Annotated in this window: 21 protein-coding genes; 16 read left to right on the top strand and 5 right to left on the bottom strand. The window is 66.3% G+C overall.

Features of this window, described 5'->3' with window-relative positions; genetic code table 11:
- Nucleotides 1-4 precede the first annotated feature (4 nt).
- Nucleotides 5-1396 (bottom strand): argininosuccinate lyase, encoded by a 1392-nt coding sequence (gene argH, locus H2LOC_RS15955; RefSeq protein ID WP_136497986.1) that lies wholly within the window; start codon nt 1394-1396, stop codon nt 5-7.
- A 40-nt stretch (nt 1397-1436) separates the two neighbouring features.
- On the opposite strand from argH, the gene tlpA reads away from it, so the two are divergent.
- Nucleotides 1437-2096 (top strand): thiol:disulfide interchange protein TlpA, encoded by a 660-nt coding sequence (gene tlpA, locus H2LOC_RS15950; RefSeq protein WP_136497987.1) that lies wholly within the window; start codon nt 1437-1439, stop codon nt 2094-2096.
- Complete coding sequence (locus H2LOC_RS15945; RefSeq protein ID WP_136497988.1) at nt 2093-2668, top strand: NUDIX hydrolase; 576 nt, start codon at nt 2093-2095, stop codon at nt 2666-2668. The genes tlpA and H2LOC_RS15945 overlap by 4 nt, the downstream gene beginning before the upstream one ends.
- 46 nt (nt 2669-2714) lie before the next feature.
- Here H2LOC_RS15945 and H2LOC_RS15940 read toward each other — a convergent pair whose 3' ends face one another.
- Nucleotides 2715-3146 carry a four-helix bundle copper-binding protein gene (locus tag H2LOC_RS15940; RefSeq protein ID WP_136497989.1) on the bottom strand — a complete coding sequence of 144 codons (432 nt, stop codon included), beginning with the start codon at nt 3144-3146 and terminating at the stop codon, nt 2715-2717.
- Nucleotides 3147-3308: 162 nt separating this feature from the next.
- On the opposite strand from H2LOC_RS15940, the gene H2LOC_RS15935 reads away from it, so the two are divergent.
- The 6 genes from H2LOC_RS15935 to H2LOC_RS15910 all read left to right on the top strand — a co-directional run bounded on the left by H2LOC_RS15935 (nt 3309) and on the right by H2LOC_RS15910 (nt 10658).
- Nucleotides 3309-3950 (top strand): glutathione S-transferase family protein, encoded by a 642-nt coding sequence (locus tag H2LOC_RS15935; RefSeq protein WP_136497990.1) that lies wholly within the window; start codon nt 3309-3311, stop codon nt 3948-3950.
- 230 nt (nt 3951-4180) lie between these two features.
- Complete coding sequence (locus H2LOC_RS15930; RefSeq protein ID WP_136497991.1) at nt 4181-5050, top strand: hypothetical protein; 870 nt, start codon at nt 4181-4183, stop codon at nt 5048-5050.
- Nucleotides 4977-6698 carry a Y-family DNA polymerase gene (locus tag H2LOC_RS15925; RefSeq protein ID WP_136497992.1) on the top strand — a complete coding sequence of 574 codons (1722 nt, stop codon included), beginning with the start codon at nt 4977-4979 and terminating at the stop codon, nt 6696-6698. The genes H2LOC_RS15930 and H2LOC_RS15925 overlap by 74 nt, the downstream gene beginning before the upstream one ends.
- 161 nt (nt 6699-6859) lie before the next feature.
- Nucleotides 6860-7897 carry a lysylphosphatidylglycerol synthase domain-containing protein gene (locus H2LOC_RS15920; protein WP_136497993.1) on the top strand — a complete coding sequence of 346 codons (1038 nt, stop codon included), beginning with the start codon at nt 6860-6862 and terminating at the stop codon, nt 7895-7897.
- Nucleotides 7898-7980: 83 nt separating this feature from the next.
- The gene (locus H2LOC_RS15915) at nt 7981-9009 is read left to right on the top strand and encodes an ATP-binding protein (RefSeq protein WP_246207194.1); all 1029 of its coding nucleotides are present in this window, start codon (nt 7981-7983) and stop codon (nt 9007-9009) included.
- Nucleotides 9010-9206: 197 nt separating this feature from the next.
- Entirely contained in the window at nt 9207-10658 is a 1452-nt protein-coding gene (locus tag H2LOC_RS15910) for a sensor histidine kinase (protein ID WP_136497995.1), read from the top strand.
- On the opposite strand, the gene H2LOC_RS15905 is transcribed toward H2LOC_RS15910, so the two are convergent.
- Nucleotides 10646-12616 (bottom strand): glycosyltransferase family 2 protein, encoded by a 1971-nt coding sequence (locus H2LOC_RS15905; protein WP_154331685.1) that lies wholly within the window; start codon nt 12614-12616, stop codon nt 10646-10648. The two genes, H2LOC_RS15910 and H2LOC_RS15905, sit on opposite strands and share 13 nt — an antisense overlap.
- Nucleotides 12617-12790: 174 nt before the next feature.
- Nucleotides 12791-13069: a PsiF family protein gene (locus tag H2LOC_RS15900; RefSeq protein ID WP_246206860.1), complete on the bottom strand. Its 279-nt coding sequence runs from the start codon at nt 13067-13069 to the stop codon at nt 12791-12793.
- Nucleotides 13070-13377: 308 nt separating this feature from the next.
- Here H2LOC_RS15900 and H2LOC_RS15895 point away from each other — a divergent pair, with 308 nt between their 5' ends.
- The 8 genes from H2LOC_RS15895 to H2LOC_RS15860 all read left to right on the top strand — a co-directional run bounded on the left by H2LOC_RS15895 (nt 13378) and on the right by H2LOC_RS15860 (nt 21615).
- Nucleotides 13378-14538: a glycosyltransferase gene (locus H2LOC_RS15895; protein ID WP_136497997.1), complete on the top strand. Its 1161-nt coding sequence runs from the start codon at nt 13378-13380 to the stop codon at nt 14536-14538.
- A gap of 97 nt (nt 14539-14635) precedes the next feature.
- Nucleotides 14636-15499, top strand: coding sequence for a squalene synthase HpnC (gene hpnC, locus H2LOC_RS15890; RefSeq protein ID WP_136497998.1), 864 nt, complete (start codon nt 14636-14638; stop codon nt 15497-15499).
- On the top strand, nt 15496-16365 hold the full coding sequence (hpnD, locus tag H2LOC_RS15885) for a presqualene diphosphate synthase HpnD (RefSeq protein ID WP_136497999.1): 870 nt from the start codon (nt 15496-15498) through the stop codon (nt 16363-16365). The genes hpnC and hpnD overlap by 4 nt, the downstream gene beginning before the upstream one ends.
- A 12-nt stretch (nt 16366-16377) precedes the next feature.
- Nucleotides 16378-17634: a hydroxysqualene dehydroxylase HpnE gene (hpnE, locus tag H2LOC_RS15880; protein WP_136498000.1), complete on the top strand. Its 1257-nt coding sequence runs from the start codon at nt 16378-16380 to the stop codon at nt 17632-17634.
- Nucleotides 17635-17748: 114 nt separating this feature from the next.
- Entirely contained in the window at nt 17749-17976 is a 228-nt protein-coding gene (locus H2LOC_RS15875; RefSeq protein WP_136498001.1) for a helix-turn-helix domain-containing protein, read from the top strand.
- A 190-nt stretch (nt 17977-18166) separates the two neighbouring features.
- A complete protein-coding gene (gene shc / locus H2LOC_RS15870) occupies nt 18167-20134 on the top strand; it encodes a squalene--hopene cyclase (protein ID WP_136498002.1) in 1968 nt (655 codons plus the stop codon).
- 274 nt (nt 20135-20408) lie between these two features.
- Nucleotides 20409-20630: a hypothetical protein gene (locus tag H2LOC_RS15865; RefSeq protein ID WP_136498003.1), complete on the top strand. Its 222-nt coding sequence runs from the start codon at nt 20409-20411 to the stop codon at nt 20628-20630.
- A 256-nt stretch (nt 20631-20886) separates the two neighbouring features.
- On the top strand, nt 20887-21615 hold the full coding sequence (locus tag H2LOC_RS15860) for a phosphorylase family protein (RefSeq protein ID WP_136498004.1): 729 nt from the start codon (nt 20887-20889) through the stop codon (nt 21613-21615).
- On the opposite strand, the gene hpnH is transcribed toward H2LOC_RS15860, so the two are convergent.
- Nucleotides 21562-22713 (bottom strand): adenosyl-hopene transferase HpnH, encoded by a 1152-nt coding sequence (gene hpnH / locus H2LOC_RS15855; RefSeq protein ID WP_136498005.1) that lies wholly within the window; start codon nt 22711-22713, stop codon nt 21562-21564. The two genes, H2LOC_RS15860 and hpnH, sit on opposite strands and share 54 nt — an antisense overlap.
- Nucleotides 22714-22881 lie beyond the last annotated feature (168 nt).

Here is a 22881-nt window from a genome sequence, read left to right as displayed (position 1 = left end):
GAGCTCAAGGGCGTTCCGCCTCCAGCCGCTTCAACCACGATTGCGCCTGCGCCCTCACATTGGAAGGAGCGGCGCCGCCGTAGCTGGTGCGGCTCTCGACCGAGCGCTCGACGCCGAGCACGCCGAACACGTCCTCGGTTATTCGCGGCTCGACCCCCTGGAGATCGGAGAGTTCCAGCTCTTCGAGTCCGAGGCCGCGCGCCTCGGCGATTCCGACGATCCGGCCCGTGACGTGATGGGCCTCCCTGAAGGGAAGGCCGAGCGCCCGCACCAGCCAGTCCGCGAGATCGGTGGCGGTGGCGTAGCCGGCGCCGGCCGCGGCGCGCATCCGCTGGGCGTTGACGGTCATGTCGCGGGTCATTCCGCAAGCCGCGGCGATGCAGAGCGCGAGGGAATCGAGCGAATCGAATGCGCCCTCCTTGTCCTCCTGCATGTCCTTGGAATAGGCGAGCGGCAGCCCCTTCATGACGATCAGCAGCGCCTGGAGCGCGCCGATGATGCGCCCGCTCTTGCCGCGCACCAGCTCCGCCGCGTCCGGGTTGCGCTTTTGCGGCATGATCGAGGAGCCGGTGGTGAATTTGTCGCTCAAGGACACAAAAGCGAACTGCGACGTGGTCCAGAGCACGATCTCTTCCGCGAAGCGCGAAAGATGCGTAGCGCAGATCGCCGCCGCCGCCAGCGTTTCGAGCGCGAAATCTCGGGCCGAGACGCTGTCGAGCGAATTTGCGGTGGGGCGGTCGAAGCCCAGCGCCCTGGCGGTCATCTCCCGGTCGATCGGGAAGGAGGTTCCCGCAAGGGCGGCGGCGCCGAGGGGGGATTCGTTGAGCCGCCTGCGCGCGTCCTGGAAGCGGCCGCGGTCGCGCGAGATCATCTCGACATAGGCGAGCAGATGATGGCCGAAGGTGACGGGCTGCGCCGATTGCAGATGGGTGAAGCCCGGCATGACCGAGGCGGCTTCGGCCAGCGCCTTCTCCGCCAGGGCCTGTTGGAGGTCGTGCAGCTGGGCGTCGATGCGGTCGATGCAGTCCCGGATATAGAGGCGGAAATCGACCGCGACCTGATCGTTGCGCGAGCGCGCCGTATGCAGCCGCCCCGCCGCCGGGCCGATCAGCTCGGCGAGGCGCGCCTCGACATTCATATGGATGTCTTCGAGCTTGCGCGAGAATACGAAAGCGCCGGACTCGATCTCCTGGCGGATGCGAACGAGGCCGTCGGCGATTTTTTCGGCGTCTGCTTGCGAAACGATCCCGCAGGCCTCTAGCATCGCCACATGGGCGAGCGAGGCCTCGATGTCCTGCGGCCACAGGCGCTTGTCGAAATCGATGGAGACGTTGATCGCCTCGAGAACGGCGTCGGTTGCGTCTTGGAAACGCCCGCCCCATATTTTGCTCGTCATGTGACCCTTTCGAAACGCCGACAACCCGGACTCGTCCCAGATGAACGATACCAAGGCTGCGCCGCCGCAATTCAAACGCGGCGCTTTTGCTCTCGCCGCCGCCCTGCTCGTCGCGGGCGCGGCTTTTCTATACGTGAAGGCCGGCCACGGCGGCAAGAAAGCGCACAGCGCCGCCTGCGACGCCGCCCGGATCACCGCCAAGCTCGCCGGGGACATCGCCAAGGGCGACATCGCGGCTTTCGCCGCCGCCAGGGACCCCGAGCCCATGACGGCGCTGACCTTCAACGGCCCCGACGGGAAGCCGACCACGCTGGAGGCTTTTAAAGGCAAGGCCCTCCTCGTGAATATCTGGGCGACCTGGTGCGTGCCCTGCCGCGCGGAAATGCCCGCGCTCGACCGGCTGCAGAAGGCGGCCGGCTCCGACAATTTCGAGGTCGTCGCCATCAATGTCGACACCAGCCGACTCGACCGGCCCAAGGCCTTTCTCGACGAGATCGGCGTGAAGAACCTGAAATTCTACGCCGATCCCAAAGGCGAGGCCTTCGTCGCGCTGCGGCAGAACGGGGGGCTGCTGGGCTTGCCCACGAGCTATCTCGTGGACGCCAGAGGCTGCGAGATCGGTCAGCTCGCCGGCCCGGCGGTGTGGGATTCGGCCGACGCTCTCGCCTTGGTTCAAAGCGTCAGCGAGGCGTGGCGGTGACGAAAGACGCCTTGCGGCCCTGGAAGGCGGATTCTTCGCGCGTTCTGGTGGATTCGCCCTGGATCAGGCTTCGCGCCGAGCGCTGCGTCACCCAGCGCGGCGCGGTGCTCGATCCCTTTTATCTGCTCGACTACCCGGAATGGGTCCATGTCGCCGCATTCGACGATGAAGACCGCCTGCTTCTGGTGCGGCAATATCGTCATGGCGCGCGGCGGATGACGCTGGAGCTGCCGGGCGGCATGATGGATCCCGGCGAAGACGATCCGCTCGCGGCCGGCGCGCGGGAATTGCTGGAGGAAACCGGCCATGTGGCCGAGACTCTCGCCCATCTCGCCCGCCTGTCGCCCAATCCGTCGTCGCACACCAATGGTTTGCACATTCTGCTGGCGACGGGCGTGAAGCGGCGCGGGGAACTGAGTCTCGACGCCACCGAGGATGTCGTGGTCGAGCCGACGCCCTGGCGCGAGGCCGTGAGAATGGCGATCGCGGGCGAGATGATCCACGCCCAGCACGTGGGGCTGCTGTTCATCGCCTTGGCCCGGGCGAAGGGCCTGGAGTTCGCTGGGAAATAGCAGACCCCGGGCGGACGAGCCGCCGCCCGGAGTTTTTAGGCGGCGATTACGCCGCGACCTTCTGGCACTCTTCGGCGCAGGCCTTGCAGGCCGCGGCCATGGCCACGCATTCGCTGTATTGCGGGAATTTGTCGCACTCTTTCTTGCAGTCGACGCAGAGCTGCGCGACGACCTTGGCGAAAGCGGGCGTGTAGCTGGAATTCACCGAGGCGAGGGTTTGCAGCGCGCCGCAGGCGGCGATCGTGTCGTAGGTGATCTTGGTGCAATCGGCCATGCTCGTGTCGTTCATCGACAGCATGCCGAAGCAATGACGCAGGCAGTTGTCGCCTTCGGCGACGCATTTGCCGGAGGCTTCGGACAGGCCCTTGTATTTGGGCGGATGGTTATGGACGTGCTTGCCCTCTTCGGCCATGGCGGAAGAAACCGAAGCGGCGGCGGCGACCGCGCCGAGCGCGGCCATGAATTCACGGCGTTCCATTGAAAGGCCTCCCAAAATATTCAATCCCGGAATCGGATCGATGGGGCAGATTGTTCTGTTTCGCTGCTGAAAACAAGAAGAAAACTGTCGCGGCCCCGCTGCCGTCCCGGTTTGGATTTCGAGAAGCGTCAACTATTTCTTTAAGTAATGAGGGAAATTTCGATGGGCCAGCTCACTCTCGTGACCTTCGACTGGGTCCCCGAGACGCCTCGGGGACATGTGCGCGACATACGCGTGCGTTGGGCGCTGGAGGAAGCCGGACTGCCCTATCGCGTCGAGAGCACGCCGTTTCGCGAACGCAGCGCCGAACACTTCAGGCGCCAGCCTTTCGGCCAGACCCCCTGGCTGATCGACGGCGATATTTCGATCTTCGAGAGCGGGGCGATCCTGCTTCATCTGGGCGAGCGCAGCGAAGCCTTGATGCCGACCGACCGGCGCGGCCGCAGCGAAGTCATCCAATGGCTGTTCTCGGCGCTCAATTCCGTCGAGGCCGCGAGCCTGCCCTGGTCCATATTCAAGTTCTTCGGCGATACGTCCGAAACGCCGGGACGCAAGCATCTGGACGAATTTCTCGAGAGCCGCCTGCGCCACATGGAGAAGGCGTTGGCGGGCCGCGAGTGGCTGGTCGCGGGGCGATTCTCCGTCGCCGACATACTCATGGCGGACGTGCTGCGCCTCGTCGATCGGTTCGGGGGATTGGCGGAGCGCCCCGCCTGTCGCGGCTATGTCGCGCGCGCCACGGCGCGCCCGTCCTTCGTAAAGGCGCAGGCAGACCAGTTCGCGCATTTTGCTGCGGCGGACTGATGCGAAATCCGCTCGACTGGAGCGGCATTTCGTATTCGTTCGCCGCAAAAAGCGATGCCGATCGGCGATTTTTGCGGCGGTCGCTTCTGCGGATCGCGAAGCGATCTCGCGGAAGCCGTATGACCGAACGAGCCGGCAGAGATTCGAGGACGCCGCCGCGCCCCTGACGCTTGACTCTTTTCATTAAGGATTCCAGCATAGAACATATCAAGAACACAAGGCGAAGCTCGATGACGCGGAACAGCGTTTCCGAACGCATTCTCTTTTTGCGCCGGCGCATCGCCGCCCTCGAGGCGCGCGGCGGAGCGGCCGGCGGCGGCGATGCCACGGGCAGGGAAGCCGGCGTCTTTCCGGTTCTCGCGCCGCAGGATTCTCCCGAGCTTCTGCTGCAAAATCTTTCGGGGGGCGGCCTCGGCGAGATCCTTCCCGCCCATCCCCGCGACTGCGGCGCCGCGGCGGGCTTCGCCTGCGCTCTCGCCTTGCGCTCCTGCGCCGCGCGCCCGCACGGCGGCGTCGTCTGGATCAGCGAGGACATGGCGGCGCGCGAGATCGGCCTGCCCTACGGCAGGGGGCTGGAGGCGCTGGGCCTCGATCTTTCCCGGCTGGTTTTCGTGCGCACGCGCGGGCCTTCCGAAACCCTGTGGGCGATGGAGGAGGCGCTCAAAGCCCGCGCCGCGGCGGTTGTCGCCGAAAGCTGGATCGCGCCCCGGGCCTATGGCCTTTCCGCCTCGCGCCGGCTGCTGCTGGCGGCAAGCCGCGGCGGCGGCAGCGGTCTCCTGCTTCTGCTGCGCCCTTGCGGCGAGGCCGGCAGGCTGAGCAGCGCGGCGCAGCTGCGCTTCGAGGTCGCCGCGCGGCCGCCGCTCTCGCTTCCGGCGCCGGCCCGGCCCGGGGCGTCGTCTCTCGGGACGCCGGGTCCGCTCGGCTGGCGCCTGCGCGTCGCCAAGGCGCGCGCCGGCCTTTTCGGCGCGTTCGATCCCCTGGCCTGGCGCGAAATTTCCTTTGACCCCGAGAAGGCTGTGTTTCGTCATGCGTTTCCTGAGCGTGTTCCTGCCGAGGCTGCCGACCGACCGGATTTTGCGCCGGGGCGGCGACGCGGCTGAACGGCCTTTCGCGCTGTGGCGCAAGGTCAAGGGCGCCGAACGCATCGTCGCCGTCAACGCCGCCGCGCAAAGGCGGAAGGTTTTCCCCGGCATGGCGGTCGCCGACGCCCGCGCGCTTTATCCCGCTCTTGCGCTGGAGGAGAACGATCCTGAATCCGACGCCGCCATGCTGGAGGCCGTCGCCGACTGGCATCGCCGCTTCACGCCCCTGGCCGCGCTCGACGCTCCCGACGGCGTGATGCTCGACGTAACCGGGGCGGCGCAGCTTTTCGGCGGCGAAGCCAGCCTGCTCGAAGAGATCGGGCGCCGTCTCGCCGCCCAGGGATTTTGCGCCCGGACGGCTTTGGCGCCGGGACCGGCTCTGGCGCGGGCTCTGGCGCGCTTTTCCGATGTGAACATTGTTCCGGCAGAGGCCGCCCAGGAGGACATAGACGCCGCGGCGGCGGAACTGCCGATCGCCGCCCTCGGTCTCGCCGAAGGCGTGCTCGCGGCCATGGCTAGAGCCGGCCTGCGCCGCATCGGCGATCTTCTCGCCCGCCCGCGCGCGCCGCTGGCGGCGCGTTTCGGGGAACGGGCGCTGACGAGCCTCGACGCGCTGACCTGCCGCATCCGCGATCCCATCACGCCGCGTTTCGAGGCTCCGGCTTTCATGGCTGAACGGCGTTTTCCCGATGGATTGACTCAATTGGCGGACATAGAGGCGACTCTGCGGCGCCTCGCGGACGAATTGCGGCCCTTGCTGGAGCGCGAGGGCGTCGGGGCGCGGGAGCTGGAGGCGGTGTTTTATCGCGTCGACGGCGCCGTGAAGCGGGTGAGGACGGGGACCAGCCGGCCCCTGCGCGATCCCGCGCGCATATTCGCGCTCCTGCGCGAACGTCTCGCGCGGCTCCGCGAGGAAGACGGGCTGGACGCAGGCTTCGGCTTCGATGTGCTGCGCCTTTGCGCCGATGCGGTCGAGCGGATGGACGACGAGCAGAACCCGCTCGGCTTGCGGGAGGATGAATCCGCAGCTCCCGGAGCGCTCGACATAGCCCGTCCTGTATGGGCGTCCAAAGGGACGCCCTATGATCGTTCGGGCGATAAGAAATCGCATCAGAATCAAATAGCTGGAGCGCATTCTTATCGCAAAAGCCAGTCAACTTTTGCGGAATGCGCTCTAGCGCCCGACCTCGCCGATATCGTCGACCGCCTCGGAGCCCGGCTGGGATTGCGCCGGGTGCTGCGCCTTTATCCGCAGCAGGCCCATTTGCCCGAATTCGCCATCGCCGCGATCCCGGCGGCCTATCCCGCGCCTTCCCCCTCCGTTGCGCCGGATCTCTCCCATGCCGCGGCTGCGAGGGAAGGTTTCGCGCCGACGCCCTCGCGTCCCGCAAGATTGTTCGAACGACCCGAACCCATCGAGGCGATGGCCCTGGCGCCCGACGGACCGCCCTTGCGCTTCCGCTGGCGGCGGGCCCTGCACGAGACCGTCGCCTTCGAGGGGCCGGAGCGCATTGCGCCGCCCTGGTGGCGCGCGCCGAAAAACGCCTTCACCCGCGATTATTTCAGCGTCGTCGACCGCGAAGGCCGGCGCTTCTGGATTTATCGAGAAGGCCTGCTCGGCGAGGAATGCGCCTGCGCCCCCTGGTTCGTGCACGGGCTGTTTTGACCGTCGAACCGCGATTCCTCATGAATCGTCATCGTCTTGTCACGCTTTGAGCCCGAAAGTCGATCTCGGCGCCGCTTCGGCGGCGAGCGGCGCTTCGGCCGGCGCCAGGGCTCCGCGCGATTATTCGAGAGGCCGCCGCGCCGCTCCAAAGAGGAAAAAAGATGCGGGAAAGGCCTGAGTTTTCAGCGCTCCCGGCGCTTGTGCAGCAGCCTGTGCAAAGGCCGAAGCAAGGCGCGGCGGCGTTGCTCGGCGGTGTGATGAGCCTGATCCTGTTCCTTCTTGCGGCCTATACGATCGGCTGCGCCCTGGCGCAGATGCGATTCGCCGACGTCGCTACGGCTCTCGCGCAAATCCGCGGCGGCGCCATAGGCGAAGCGCTGTTCTTCACGGGCCTGTCCTATCTCGCGCTCACCGGATATGATTTCGCGGCCCTGCGCCAGATCGGGGCGCGCGCTCCGGCCGCGGCCGTGGCGATGGCCTCCTTCACCTCCAACGCCTTTTCCTTCACGCTCGGATTTCCGCTTCTGACCGGCGCGGCGGTGCGCTACTGGATCTACGCCGGGGTGGCGCTGAACGCGCGCCAGATCGCCGTGGTCACTTTCATCGCCAGCCTCACCTTCTGGCTCGGCATGGCCGGATGGCTCTGCCTGGGGCTGATCTCCGCCGCAGGGCCCCTCGCGCCGATCGATCACCTCCCGGCTGCGGCGAATTTCTTTCTCGGCGCATTTCTCCTCGCCCTGATCGCGGCCTATGGCGCATGGGTCGCCCAGGCCCGCCGCAAGCTGCGTTTCCTGCGCCGCGAAATCGATCTGCCCGGACTGCGCGCGACCCTCGTCCAGCTCGCGCTGGGGCTGGCCGACATCGGCTGCGCCGCGGCGACGCTTTACGCCCTCCTGCCGCCGGAAAGCCAGGCGCTGGGCTTTCCCGCCCTCGCGGCGATCTATGTCTTTGCGGCGCTGCTCGGAGCGATCAGCCATTCTCCCGGCGGGGTCGGGGTTTTCGAGGCCGCCATGCTCAGCGCCGTTCCGGCGCCTTCGCAGGAGGCGCTGCTCGCAGCTCTGTTGTTGTTCCGCGCGATCTATTATCTCATCCCCTTCGCGGCCTCGCTGGCGCTCATCGCCAGCCAGGGCGGCGCAGGCCTCTGGGCGGAGGCCTTCGGCGGTTTTTTCAAGGCCGCAGAGCGGAGGGGCGCGCCATGAGCGCGCCCGGCGCGGGGGGAGAAGAAACCGGCTTGAAACGCGACGCCGTCAAATATTGCTATGACGAAACCTGGCTCGCGACGATGATCGGCGCCTTGCCGGAGGCGATCTTCGTCATCGATTCCGAAGTTCACGCCGTCGCGGCCAATCCGGCGGCGCTTTCCGTGCTGCCCTCCCTGCGCCTCGGCGAGCCGCTCGCCCGCAGCCTGCGCTCTCCCGATGTGCTCGACGCCCTGGACCGCATCCTCGCCGGCGGCGGCGCGGAGAAGGTCTTATGGGTGGAGCGCCAGCCGGTCGAATGCTGGTTCGAGGCTCATCTCGCGCCTTTGCGCCTCGACGGCTATGAGCCCGCCGTCATCATCAGTCTGCGCGACCTCACCGAAGCGCGCCGGGTCGAGCGGATGCGGGTCGATTTCATCGCCAACGCCAGCCATGAGCTGCGCACGCCGCTGGCTTCGCTGCTCGGCTTCGTCGAAACGCTGCAGGGCCCGGCCCGCGACGACGCCAAGGCCCGCGAGCGCTTCCTCGGCATCATGCGGGAGCAGGCCCAGCGCATGGCCCGGCTGGTTGACGATCTTCTTTCGCTCTCGCGCATCGAGCAGCATCTGCATCTGCGGCCCGACACGCCCGTCGATCTGACCATGCTGGTCGCCCATATCTGCGACACTCTCGCCCCCATGGCCGAGGAGAGCGGACTCGTCATGGAGATCGAGCTCGCTCCCAATGTCATCGTGCCGGGCGATCGGGACGAGCTCGCTCGGGTGGTCGAGAATCTGGTCGAAAACGCCATAAAATACGGCCGCTCCTCCGACGACGGCGAGGGCAGGATCGAGGTTTCCCTGCGGACCTGCTCCGCCGCAGCGATTTTTACGGTGCGTGACCATGGCCCCGGAATCGCCTCCGAACATATTCCGCGCCTGACCGAGCGCTTTTATCGTGTGGACGCCGGCAAGAGCCGCTCGAAGGGCGGCACCGGCCTCGGCCTCGCCATCGTCAAGCACATCGTCTTGCGCCACCGCGGGAAATTGTCGATCGACTCGATCTCCGGCTCGGGCGCGGCGTTCCGGGTGGTTCTGCCGCTTTTGCAGCCCGACCAGATCGAAGGACTTTGAATCTATCCATGCGGGGAAGACGGTCGCGCAATCGGCTTGGGCCCGGGGCCGTTTTTGAATTATTGCTCTGACCGGGCCGATCGAGCCTGGAGCGCGCGGCGAACGACCGGGAAGCGGCTTTTCGCTGGAAGCTTCGCTCCAACTCTCCGCAATCGACCGCGAATTCGCCTTCGGACGGCGCGGTCTTTGGAAAAGCAATGACATACGAGGGGTCGGCTTTACCTGAGGGGACCCTTGCGCTCGCCTTGGAGGGGGCGCATTTCGGGGTCGGGACGGCCGACGCCGATCTTGTCGTCTCCCGGCGTCATGGGCCTCTGTCGCTGTGGCTGCCGGCGGAAGGCGAATCGCTCTGCTCCTCCCCGTTTCTGCTCCATATGGAAGGCGCGCTGCTGGCATTGAGGCGCGGCGAGGGCGACGACATCGTTCTGCCCTCGATGCGGGGGCCGGAGCTCAGCGCCGTGCGGGTGACGATCTCGATCAGCTGGAGCGCCGAGCGCCGATCTTTTGTGATCGTCACCACGCTCGACCATGGCGGCGATCAGATCGAGAGGCTGCTCGCCTCGGGACGCCGGGAAAAACAGCTATTGCAGCAGCAGGCGGAGGCCGTCGCCGCGCGTCTCCACATCGCGAACACGCTCTATCGCGACATTGTGGAATGCGCGGGCGATCTGGTGGTGCGTTTTCACGCCGATGGGCGGGTCGCCTTCGCCAACCGTTTCGCCGCCCGGTTTCTGGGGCTCGCTCAGGACGCGCTGCTGGGCCGGCCGATCGACGTTCTGTTTCCGTCCGCCGATCCCCGGAATGTCTGGCGCCTAGACGGCTACGCCGAACGGCCGGCCTCCTTCGAAATGGCTGCGCGCAATGCGCTGGGGGAGGCGGTGTGGCTGTGGTGGGACGTGCGCTACTCGGGGCCGGAGGGAGGCGGCGAATTCCAGGCGGTGGGCCGCGACGTCACCCATGTGCGCCGCCTCGCCGCCGAGCAGGAAAAGGCGCGGGAGGAAGCCCGTGCGGCGGCGCTCGCCTCGCAGCGCCTGCGCATCGCCCAGGATCTTCACGACACTCTGGTGCGTTCGATCGTCTCGCTGATCCTCGAAATGGGGCTCATCGCCAAAACCACGGCGGACCCTTCCGCCCGCGGGGCGCTGGCCGATCTGCAGGCGCAGGCGCGGGCCGGCCTGGACGAGGCCCGGGAGGCGATCACGCAATTGCGGGCGAGACGCGAGGATGGCGATCCCGCCGCGATCGTGGAGGGTTTTTCCGCAAGGATGCAAAATATCCGGCCGTTGGAATCGAGCTTCCGATCCGAGATCGATTTTTTCTCTCTGCCGGTCGAGACCGCGGAGACGCTGAACCGCATCCTGCGCGAGGCGCTGCGCAACGTCGAGCTGCACGCCAATGCGGGCGGGGTGGAGGTGGAATTATCGCAGCAGGCGGGAGGCCTTCGCCTCGTCGTCGCCGACGACGGCGCGGGGTTCGACAGTTCCCGGTTGCCGGGCGGGCATTTCGGGCTCGCCGGAATGAAGGAGCGGGCGCAATCGCTCGGCGGCAGGCTGGAAATCATCAGCGCTCCGGGCGAAGGAACCCGGGTGGTTTTCGAGGCGCCGATTGGGGAGGCGGGGCCGGGGGGCGTTCCGTTTCAGGCCGATTGACGACCTTCCCCCTTCGCCGCCAGGCCATGCTCGGTCTTTCGCCAATAGTACGGCTCTCTCCACAGCTCCCATAGCGCGCGCCAGGCCGCAGCGGTCAGCATCAGGAGCCAGAACGGCGTGATGAGCAGCGCCGGCCACAGTCGCCACAGCCTGCGCCGCGCCATGCCGAGGACGAGCGGGAAAAGGATCGCCGCCGCGCCGAACAACGCAAGGGAGCACCACAGCGTCGAGAGCGCGATTTCGGCGCCCGTCACCGGCGCCAGCAGATTCCCGAATACGCAGTTGATAAAAAGAGCCAATGTCAGTGGGAGGCCCAGCAGCGGGCCGGCCAGCCCGCCGGCGAACAGGCCGATCGTGGCCAGCGCCCGCGCCGGCCCGAGGTCGCGGATGAAGCGTCTCGGATTGCGGCAATGGGTCAAGGCCGTTTGCATCCAGCCTTTGAGCCATCGGCTGCGCTGGTTCAAAAGCGCCTTCAGCCGCGCCGGCGCTTCCTCATAGGTCTCGGAGTCGAACGTGCGAATGAGATATCCCGCGCGGGCGAGACGCAGGCCGAGATCGGCGTCCTCGGTCACATTGTAGGCGTCCCAGAAGCCGAGCTGCGCCAAGGCCTCGATGCGGAAATGGTTCGAGGTCCCTCCGAGAAACATGGGCGTTCCCATGACGCTGGAGCCTTTGTTGAAGACGTCGAACAGGGCTGCATATTCCAGGGCGAAATGGGCGGTCAGCGCATTTTGTCCGCCATTATGGATGCAGAGGCTCGCCTGCAGGCAGGCGGTCTCGCCCGGCAGCCGCCGGAACAGCGCCGCGGCCCGGCGCAGCTGCCGCGGCTCGGGCATGTCCTCGGCGTCATAGACGGTGACCAGGGCGCCGCGGAGAAAAGGCGCGGCGATATTCATGGCGCGGGGTTTGGTTTTCGGCGCGCCTGCGGGCGCCACGATCACCCGATGCGGCGCGGCGGGCCCATGGAGGCGCAGCGCCGCCTGCGTTTCCAAATCGTCTTCCTCGACCATGAAAACGACGTCGAGCTTGGCGCGGGGATAATCCAGACCGTCGATAGCCGAAGAAAGCTGGCGGACGACTGCGGCTTCCCTGTAGAGCGGCGCGATGATGGAATAGACCGGCAGTTCCGCGTCGGCGATCTCGAAATTACGCTCGTCGCGCTCGAAGCTCGCTGCGCCGGCCAGCAGCCGCGTGAAGACGCTCACAAGGAATAATGCGGCGAGCAGGAGGGCGGCTCCCAGCGCCGCCGGACCAAAGGGAAGAAAAAGACAGGCGAGGGGCAGGGCCGCGCTAAACGCGGCCAGCGCTGCGCCGCTGCGCCCGATCGCGCCCCGGGCGCAGAGTTCCGGATCCGCGCGTTCTGCACAAAACGGGGCGGCGGCCGCGGCTCGCCGCAATGGTTCCTGCTCCAGCGCCTTCAGAAAGCGACTGCGCGTCGTCACCGCGAAAAGAGGCCGGGCGTTCTTGCCTCGCGCGGCGCCGATCAGCGTGCCAATTGCGGCGCCCTTCGGCGCAAAAAGCCATCTGAGCTCCAGCGGATTTGGGGCGAGCGGCGCATAACCGAGTTCCTCGGCGTGAGCGGCGTCGGCGGAACTCGCGATCCTAAATCCCTGCTCCAGAAATCGCACGCCGAGATGCGCGGCGAGCAGCCGGTAGAAACTTTCTTCCGCCATCAGGCCTTCGGCCAGCAGGGCGGCGTCGGCCGAAACGCCTTGGCGCCGCGCCAAAGCGCTAGCGTAAAGGAGAACTTCGCCAGGCGCGCCGAAGGCCGCGAGAAAGGCGATCTCCTGCGGCAGCGGCCGGGGCGTGGGTTTTTCGGAAGCGAAGCCGTCGCGAAGGCGCGCATTTGGCGGGAAAACGGAGGCGTCCGCGCCTTCCGCCCGGCGGCGGTCGCCATGACGGGGCGGACTTTTCGCCTGATTTTCCGAAATGCGGCCGTCGGGCCGGGGCGAACTCATGAAAACCCTTAAACGGGCGTCCGGGCGGCGGCGCGACGGCGGGCTCCCGAACGTCTTTCACCTGTGGAAACGACTTATAAGGAATTGTGGCGCCAGGACTTGGCCTTGGCAAGAGCTCGGCGCTGCGTGAAACATTTTCCCGGCGTCCCCTTGAATTGGGGACGCCATTTGTTCTCAGGCCTTTTCGCATTCGGCCCGGAAGGCCTTGCGGGCCTTGCCGTGGAGCCCCTTGGCGTCGGCCTGGGCGCGGCAATCCTTGCGCTTGGTCTTGGCGTCCTCCGCGGTCGCCGGTTTCTGCGCCGCCGGGGCCGGCGCAGTCTCGGCCTGAGCCTGAGCTTGCGGAACCTTGCCTGCGATCTCGGCCGGCGGGGCCCACACCTGCTCCGCCATGGCGGGTGAGGCGTACATGGCTCCGGCCAGGGCGGCGATTTTAATCAGATTGATCTTATTCATAAAAGCTCCCTCTCTTGCGGCGCGGCGAGCGCGGCCCGGCGCCGTCGTTTTGCTTGGCTTCGAGCGGCCGCTCACGCTGCTAAGACATTTTTAAGAAAATTGCACGTTTCCGCGAAGTTTGATCCCGGGTTTCGCCGCGCCGGTTTTTCCCTTGGATCCGGACTCGCAAAAAACCCCGACAATTCCGGCCCTCCGCGCGTCCCGGGCGCAACCCTGGCCACCAAAGCGCCGGAAATGCTATGAGCAGGCTCGAACGCGCCCGGATGGGCGCGCTTTTCGCAGCGCCAACATCCCGAGCACAGCTCCCAATGGAAACGATCGCGCTCGCAGTCGCCTTGATGGCGCTCGCAGCCTGGCTTTATCTCATCGCCTTCAACGGCGGTTTCTGGCGGCTCGCCGAACAGGACCGCTTCCTCGCCCCGGAAGGCGCTGCGGCTCCAAAAGACGCGAGCGTCGTCGCAATCGTGCCCGCCCGCAACGAGGCGGACGTCGTCGCGCAATGCGTTTCCTCTCTGCTCGGCCAGAAATTCTCGGGAAGCCTGCATATCGTCCTGGTGGATGATCAGAGTTCGGACGGAACGGGGGAGGTCGCGCGCTCCTGCGCCGAGGAGATGGGCGCTTCGGAGCGGCTGACGGTGCTGGGTTCAGACGGGCCCGCTCCGGGCTGGACCGGCAAGCTCGCCGCCATGCAGCGTGGGTTCGACCATGTGCGCGCCCTTGAGGCCCAGCCGGCTTTCGTGCTCTTCTGCGACGCAGACATCGCCTTCGAGCCCGTCGCTCTGGAGCGTCTGGTCGCGGGCGCCTTCGCGCGCGGGACCGTGCTCACCTCTTTGATGGTGAAGCTGCGTTGCGAAAGCGCGGCCGAGCTTTGGTTCGTGCCGGCTTTCGTGTTTTTCTTCCAGATGCTCTATCCCTTCTCCCGGGTGAACGATCCCGAATCCGCGGTCGCCGCCGCCGCCGGCGGCGTGATGCTGGCGCGGCCGGAGCCGCTCGCTCGGGCGGGAGGCCTCGCCGCGATCCGAAGCGCCCTCATCGACGATTGCGCGCTCGGCGCCCTGATGAAAAGACAGGGGCCGATATGGCTCGGGCTGACGCAGTCCGTCCACAGCCTGCGGCCCTATCCCGATTTCGCCGACATCGAAAAAATGGTCACGCGCTCGGCCTACGCCCAGCTCGGCTTTTCGCCGCTGCGGCTATTCGGCGCGCTCATAGGCATGGCGATCGTTTATCTGGCGCCGCCGCTGCTCGCCGTTTTCGGCGAAACTCCCGCCCGGGAGGCCGCGCTGGTCGCCTATGCGCTGATGGTTCAGGCCTTTATGCCGAGCTTGGGCTTCTACGGGCTTTCGCGCTGGCGCGCCCTGGCCTTGCCCCTGGTGGCCGCCTGTTATACGTGGTTCACGCTAGAGTCGGCGCTTCAGCACGGGCGCGGGCGGGGCGGGGCCTGGAAGGGACGTTATCAGGCTCATTAACGCGGTTTTGCTTGAGCATAGAGCGACTACTTCGCCGAAAATTGGCCCCGAGCGGGATCTACGCGGGAATTTATAAAGCACCATGGGCAGCGCCGGCATGATCGCAATCGCAGAGACGGCCTCGGGCAAGTCGCATCGGGACGAGAATTTCCCGGTCGCGTCTTTTCTGATCTCTCCCGAGAGACGAGCCCCGGTCCTCGCCTTCTATAATTTCGTGCGCGCGGCCGACGACATTTCCGACCACGCGACGCTATCGCCGCTCGAAAAGCTCGTTTTGCTCGACCGCCTGGAGGCGGCGCTGCTGGGCGAGGGGCCGGACGAGCCGGTCGCCCGTGCGCTGCGGGAAACCCTCGCGGACCGGGGCGTCGCGGCCCAGCATGCGCTCGATCTCCTGACCGCCTTCCGCCGCGACGTGACCAAGCTTCGCTACGACGACTGGGACGATCTCATCGACTACTGCCGTTATTCGGCCATGCCGGTGGGACGCTATGTCCTCGACGTTCATGGCGAGGACGCCGCCAGATCATGGGGCCCCAACGACGCGCTTTGCGCAGCGCTGCAGATCATCAACCACCTGCAGGACTGCGGCAAGGACTACCGGGAGTTGAACCGGGTCTATCTTCCGCAGGACTGCCTTGCGAGACACGGCGCCGGCGTCGAAATGCTCGCCGGGGAGCGCTCGCCGCCTGAGCTCCGCGCCGCGATTGCGGAACTCGCCGGCAAAACCCGCCTGCTCCTCGCGCAGTCGCGCGAGTTTTCCGGACGGATCCGCGACCTGCGGCTGGCGATGGAGGTGGGCGCGATCCAGAGCCTCGCCGAGACCCTCGTCGAAAAGCTGAGCGTCGCCGACCCGCTGTGCGACAAGGTCCACGCCGGCAAGGCGCAGTTCGCCCTTATCGGGACCGCCGGCGCCGCAGCCGTGCTCATGCGCCGCATTCTCGAGCGGGGACGCAGCCGATGAGCGCGATCGACAACGCCGCGGCGCTCGACCCGCAAAAAAAGGCCGAGCCCGCCAAAAAAAGCTCCTTCTATCTCGCCATGCGCGTGCTGGAGCCGGAGCGCCGCGAGGCGATGTTCGCCATCTACGCCTTCTGCCGGGCGGTGGACGACATCGCCGACGAAGACGGCGACCGCGCCGACCGGCGGCGTCAGCTCGATGTCTGGCGCGCCGACCTCGATGAACTCTACGCCGGCCGGGTGCGCCAGAGCTGCATCCAGCTCGCGGCTCCCGTCCGCCGCTACGGGCTCAAGCGCGAGGATTTCGAAGCCGTCATCGACGGCATGCAGATGGACGTCGACCGCGATATCTGCGCGCCCGATTGGGCGACGCTCGATCTCTATTGCGATCGGGTGGCGAGCGCCGTCGGGCGGCTTTCGATCCACGCCTTCGGCCTCGCCGAGGCCTCTTCTCCCCAATTGCTGGAGAAGGCGCGCATGCTCGCCCACCATCTGGGGCGGGCGCTGCAGCTCACCAATATCCTGCGCGACCTCGACGAAGACGCCGAGCGCGGGCGACTCTATCTGCCGCAAGAAGCGCTGGCCGCTGCAGGGATGACCGATTTCTCGCCGAAAGCCGTGCTTGCGCATCCAGGACTCGGCGCCGCCTGCGCCGAGGTCGCGGCCAAGGCGCGGGAGCATTTCAAGGCGGCTGCCGGGATCATCGCCGCCAGTCCCGCTCATGCGGTGAAGGCGCCGGCGCTGATGGCGGCGGCCTATCGCTCCATTCTCGATCGGCTTTGCGCGCGGGGCTTTACAGCGCCGCGCGAGAAGGTCAGCGCCTCGAAGCTGGCGGTCCTGGCGGTGTTTCTACGTTATATTCTTGCATAGCGGGTTTTTTCCATGAGCGATGTCGTTCATGTCGTCGGAGCCGGTCTTGCCGGTCTTTCTTGCGCGATCAGGCTCGCGGAGGCCGGCCGGCGCGTGATTTTGCACGAAGGCGCGCGCATGGCGGGCGGCCGTTGCCGCTCCTATTATGATTCGGCGCTGGGTCTCGCCATCGACAATGGCAACCATTTGCTGCTGTCCGGCAATGCGGCGGCGCGGGACTATTGCCGCCGCATCGGGGCCGGCGACGCGCTGGTCGCGCCCGAACAATGCGTCTTCGATTTTCTGGATGCGCGCGACGGCTCGCGATGGCGGCTCGCGCCCAACGCCTCCCGCCTGCCGTGGTGGGTCCTGGTTCCCTCGCGGCGCGTGCCCGGAACGAGACCGCTCGATTATCTCGGAGCCGCCCGCCTGCTCCGCGCCAAAAAGGGTGCGACCATCGGCGAGACGATGGATTGCTCCGGCCTGCTCTATGAGCGGCTGTGGGGGCCGGTGCTGCTCTCCGCCCTCAACACCGAGCCCAGAGAATCGAGCGCCGAACTCGCCGGAGCCGTGCTTGCCGAGACGCTGGCGGCCGGCGGCGACGCCTGCCGCCCGATGGTCGCAAGGGACGGTCTCGGGGCCGCCTTCATCGATCCCGCCTTGACGAGGCTGCGGGAGCTCGGAGCGGAGGTCCGCTTCGGCGCGCGGCTGAAGGCGCTGGATTTTTGCGATGGTCGTGCGGGTGCGCTTCATTTTCCAGAGGAAACGGTCGAGATCTCTCCGCAGGACCAGATCGTGCTGGCGGTCCCGCCCTGGGCCGCCTCGGGTTTCGTTCCCGGCCTCGTCGCGCCGGATGATTTCCGCGCCATTCTGAACGCGCATTTCAAGGTCGCGCCGCCGCAGGGCCAGCCGCTTCTGCTCGGGATGATCGGAAGCCTCAGCGAATGGCTGTTCGCCTTTCCAGACCGTCTCTCGGTGACGATCAGCGGCGCGGACCGGCTGATGGACGAGTCGCGCGAGGATCTCGCCCGGCGGATCTGGCGGGAAGTCGCCGCCGCGACCGGCCTTTCCGAAGACCTGCCGCCCTGGCAGATCGTCAAGGAGAAGCGCGCCACCTTCGCCGCCACGCCGGCCCAGCAGGCGCGCCGGCCGGGCGCGAAAACCGAATGGCCCAATCTCTGGCTCGCCGGGGATTGGACCGCGACCGGCCTGCCGGCGACGATCGAGGGCACGATTCGCTCAGGATACAAGGCCGCCGATCTGGCGCTGGCCGGCTATGCCGGGCGATAGGTCCGCCCGCGGCTTGATCCTATAGCCAAATCACTATAAGCCACGCTGAAGGCCAAGCGGTCGGCCCTGCGCCGCCTGCGGATTGGCGAATGCTCTCCGAGCCCCCGAAGCAGAATGGTCCAGGAGACCGACAACCTCTTAAAGGCCGAGCCGGTGCGGCGGATCGCCGTTCTCATGCGGGAACGCGGCCTGCGCCAGATCGAGGCCGCTGGATTTTTCGGGGTGACGCAGCCGGATGTCTCGAAATTGCTGCATGGCGACTTCCGGCAGTTTTCGGTGGAGCGCCTGCTGCGCTTTCTGGCGCCGCTCGGACAGGACGTCGAAATCGTGGTGCGACCTTGAGCGAATTTCCGAAAAAGTTGACAGACTTTTTCGATAGGAATTCGCTCCAGCTTTTGATTTTACGCGTTTTCTGATCGCTCGAACGAACTCGTTCGAGCGGAAATCGCGTGAGCGCCCAAGGGAATCCCAGTCTGAAGATATGCTGAATCTACTCGCTGAACGTTTGTCCAATTGGACGAAGGCCAGAGACATGACCACCGCAGAAGCGCCCGTTTTGTCCGTTCCTTCCGCCCCCGCCGATCCGCTTGAGGCGAGCGTCGAGCGCGCCAGGGACGCGCTGCTCGCCCTCGGCAAGAGCGACGGCCATTGGTGTTTCGAGCTCGAAGCCGATTGCACCATCCCCGCCGAATATGTGCTGATGCGCCATTATCGCGCCGAGCCGGTCGACGCCGAGCTCGAGGGCAAGATCGCCAATTATCTGCGAAGGGTGCAGGGCGCCCATGGCGGCTGGCCGCTGTTCCAGGACGGCGATTTCAACATCAGCGCCAGCGTGAAGGCCTATTTCGCGCTCAAGATGATCGGCGACGACATCGACGCGCCGCATATGGCGCGCGCCCGCGAAGCGATCCTGCGCCATGGCGGGGCCGCGACCTCCAACGTCTTCACCCGCGCGCTGCTGGCGCTCTATGGTGAAATCCCGTGGCGCGGCGTGCCTGTGATGCCGGCCGAGATCATGCTGCTGCCGAAATGGTTTCCCTTCCATCTCGACAAGGTGTCCTATTGGGCGCGCACCGTTCTGGCGCCGCTGCTGGTGCTGATGGCCAAAAAACCGCGGGCGAAAAATCCGCTCGGGGTCCATATCGCCGAGCTTTTCGTGACGCCGCCGGATGAGGTCCGCGAGTGGCCCAAGGGTGAGCACCAGACCTTCCCCTGGACCGCGATCTTCGGGACGGTGGACAATATTCTGCGCGTCGTGGAGCCCTTCTTCCCCAAGGCGACCCGCGAACTTTCCATCGCCCGCGCCGAAAGCTGGACCACCGAACGCCTCAACGGCGTCGACGGCCTCGGCGCGATCTTTCCGGCCATGGTCAACAGCCTGCTGATGTATGACGTGCTCGGCGTTCCGGCCGGCGACCCCCGCGTCGTCGCCGCGCGCAAATCGATCGAGCTTCTGCTGGTCGTCAAGGAGCATGAGGCCTATTGCCAGCCCTGCGTCTCGCCGGTGTGGGATACGGCGCTCGCCTGCCACGCGCTGATGGAGGCTGGGGGCGTCGAGAGCCGGGTGAAACAGGCGCTCGACTGGCTGGCGCCGCTGCAGATCCTCGATGTGAAAGGCGATTGGGCCGTTCAGCGGCCCGACACGCCGCCCGGAGGCTGGGCTTTCCAATACGCCAATCCCCATTACCCCGATGTCGACGACACCGCCGTGGTGGTCACGGCGATGGATCGCTATTCCCGCGAGAGCGGCGACGCGCCCTATGGCGAGCGGATGGAGCGGGGCCGCATCTGGGTCGAGGGCCTTCAAAGCAAGAACGGCGGCTGGGGCGCCTTCGACGCCGACAACGCCTATCATTATCTCAACCATATTCCTTTCGCCGATCATGGCGCGCTGCTCGATCCGCCGACCGCCGACGTCTCGGCGCGCTGCGTCTCGATGCTGGCCCAGCTCGGCGAGACCCCGGACACGAGCGCGGTCCTCTTCCGCGGCGTGCAATATCTGCTGTCGGAGCAGATGCCGGACGGCAGCTGGTTCGGCCGTTGGGGGGCCAATTACATCTATGGGGCGTGGTCGAGCCTCTGCGCGCTGAACGCCGCCGGCCTGCCGCATGATCACGAGGCCTATCGCCGCGGCGTCGCCTGGCTGCAGTCGATCCAGAATCCCGACGGCGGCTGGGGCGAGGATCTTTCCAGCTACAAGCTCGATTACAAGGGCTATGAGCCGGCGCCTTCCACCGCTTCGCAAACCGCCTGGGCGCTGCTCGCGCTGATGGCCGCCGGCGAGCGCGATTGCGAGGCCGCGACGCGGGGCGTCGACTATCTGCTGCGCACGCAGGCGGAGGACGGCCTGTGGGAGGAGGCGCGCTTCACCGCCACCGGCTTCCCGCGCGTGTTCTATCTGCGCTACCACGGCTACGCCAAATTCTTCCCGCTGTGGGCGCTGGCGCGCTACCGCAATCTGCGGGAGACCAACGCCAGGACCGTGACCGTGGGGCTTTGATCTTTTCGCAGCTACGGGAATCGAAAAAGCGGTCCTTCTGGGCCGCTTTTTTTGCGAATACTTCGATCGCGGCGCCCAGAGCCTGCCCCAAAAACTGCAAGGTTGCGTCTTTATATGACTTCCGCGAGATCGCTTTGCGATACGCGTAACCACCGCCGTAGAAATCACTGGTCGACAGCGGTTTTTGCGGCGAAGGAATACGAAATCCAGCGGATTTCGTATTACCGTGATCAGTGACCGGATTTGGCGTTCCGCATTTTTTCAGGAGTAACTCATGTCCTGCAGCCATCAGACCCTTGGCGTCTGGCCTCTCGTCATCCCGGCCTCGTTGATCCTGGCGCCCCGCATATTCACCTATTGCCGGCGCAGACTCCCGGAGCTTTCGAAGCTGGCGAATGAGAAGCGCCTGCAGGCGCAGCAGCTCTTCGCCCGTCGGCCAAGGCTGCGCTTGAGGCGAGAGGCGTCGCCAGAGCCCGCGCTGACGCGGCTGTCATAGCACTTCAAACATCCGGATTTTCCCCACGCTCGAACATTTGTTCGAGCGGCGTGAGCCCGCGTCTTTCATCGAGGGTGGGCTCGCACACCGCAAAGAAAAAACCTCCCAATTCGCCATTCCGTCAGACTGTGCGTTCGGCCAGCAGGCGCTCGGCTCACAAATAGCCGAGCTTGTGCGCGAATCCCGCGCATGGCAAAAATAAACGGCTTAGTCCGAGTCGTTGGAGAGGCTTTCTTTCAATCGGGAGATATGGCGCATGACGGGCGGCCATCGGCGGCGCAAACAGCAAGGCTCGCGTCCGCAGGCGCCGATCCTGGTCATCACCGGACTGACCCGGGAGGCCGATTGCCTGCGGGGAGAGGGCGTAACCTTTCTGTGCAGCGGCGCCGACGCGAATGCGCTGCGCAGCGCCCTCGCCGAGAAGGACGCGACCCAATATTCCGCGGTGGTGAGCTTCGGCCTTGCGGGCGGGCTGGACCCGGTTCTGCGGCCGGGAGACGCCGTCATCGCCACCTGCGCCGTGAGCGACACCGAGACCAGCGAGCGTCTCCAACCCATGCTCGGCCGCATTCTGCTCGAAGGCTTTTCGGGCGCGGGGGTCGCGGCGCGGCATGGCGCCGTTTTCGGCGTCGATGCGCCGGTCATGACCGTCGCGGAGAAGACCCTGTTGCGACAGCGCAGCGGAGCGGCGGCGGTGGATATGGAATCGCATCTCGCCGACGCTTTTGCGCGGCGGCATAATCTGCCTTTCGCGATCGTGCGCGTCATCAGCGATCCGGCGGGACGGGCGCTGCCGCCCCTCGCCGGCCAGGCGATCAGGCCGGACGGGGGCGTCGACGTCGGTTTTGTGGCCAAGGAGCTTGCGCGTCGGCCGGCCCAGCTCGGCGATCTGATCCGCGCAGGCTTCGACGCCCGCGCGGCTTTCTCCACCTTACGCCGCTGTGGAGGGCTGCTTGGCCCGCTCCTGGGCCTCGCGCTCGCGTAGCTGGGACAGCGTCGCCACATTGGCGTCGAAGACATATTCCGCCGGCCGCTGCTTATCGAGCGGAATGTCCGGCGCCATCGGGCCTTCGGTCCTCACGCCGAACAGCGCGACCTTGAGCGCGCGCCACGGACGCATCACGCTGTCCTCGACCGCGGTGGCCTCGAAGCCGCTGTGCACCATGCAGTTGGCGCATTTCTCGTAATTGCCGACGCCATAGGAGTCCCAATCGGTCTCCTCCATCAGCTGCCTGAAGGTGGGAACATAGGATTCCCCGAGCAGATAGCAGGGGCGCTGCCATCCGAACACGGTGCGCAGCGGCATGCCCCAGGGCGTGCAGTGGTAGCTGACATTGCCGGCGAGGAAGTCGATGAACAGGCCCGACTGCTGCAGCGCCCAGGCCCGGCCGCCGCGGCCGCGCCGCAATATTGCGCGGAACAGCTCCTTGGTCCGCGCGCGGCTGAGGAAGTGTTCCTGATCCGGCGCGCGCTCATAGGCGTAGCCCGGCGAGACCGTCATGCCGTCGACGCCGAGCCTCGTCAGCTCGTCGAGGAAGGCGGCGGCGCGGGCGGGATCGGTGTTGGAGAAGAAGGTGCTGTTGGTCGTGACCCGGAAGCCCTTGGATTTCGCGAGCTTGATCGCCTCGACCGCGCGCTCGAAAACGCCTTCCTGGCTGACGGCGTGGTCGTGCATCTCCTTGTCGCCGTCGAGATGGATCGACCAGGTGAAATAAGGGCTCGGCTTGAACTGATCGATGCGCTTCTGCAGCAAGAGCGCATTGGTGCAGACGATGGCGAATTTCTTGCGCGCGATCACGCCCTCGACGATCTGGGAGAGATCCTTGTGCAAGAGCGGCTCGCCGCCGGCGATCACGACGACCGGCGCGCCGCATTCGTCGACCGACGCGAGAGCGTCCTCCACCGGCAGGCGGCGGTTCAGAATATGGTCGGGATAGTCGATCTTGCCGCAGCCCGCGCAGGCGAGATTGCAGCGGAACAGCGGCTCCATCATGAGCACCAGCGGATAGCGCTTGCGGCCGAGGAGCTTCTGGCGAAGGAGATAGGAACCGACAGTGGCGACATAGCGAAAAGGAATGGACAAGGCTCTATCCCTGTGTGTTTCAGCCGCCTTCGGTAACGGCGGGGCTGCGCGCATTTTCCCCGCCGCTACTTTGAGCCGCCGGGCGCAGAAAATGCCGATAAACGACGTTCCGGCCCGTTTTCCCGACCAATGCGCCAGGGAAAACGCGCCGGAGGCGAAGCGCGTTGC

Origin of the sequence: Methylocystis heyeri (assembly GCF_004802635.2) — a bacterium.
GTDB classification, from domain to species: Bacteria; Pseudomonadota; Alphaproteobacteria; order Rhizobiales; family Beijerinckiaceae; genus Methylocystis; species Methylocystis heyeri.
The sequence above is the reverse complement of the archived record's forward strand: the minus strand, read 5'-3'. Positions and strand labels throughout refer to the sequence as shown.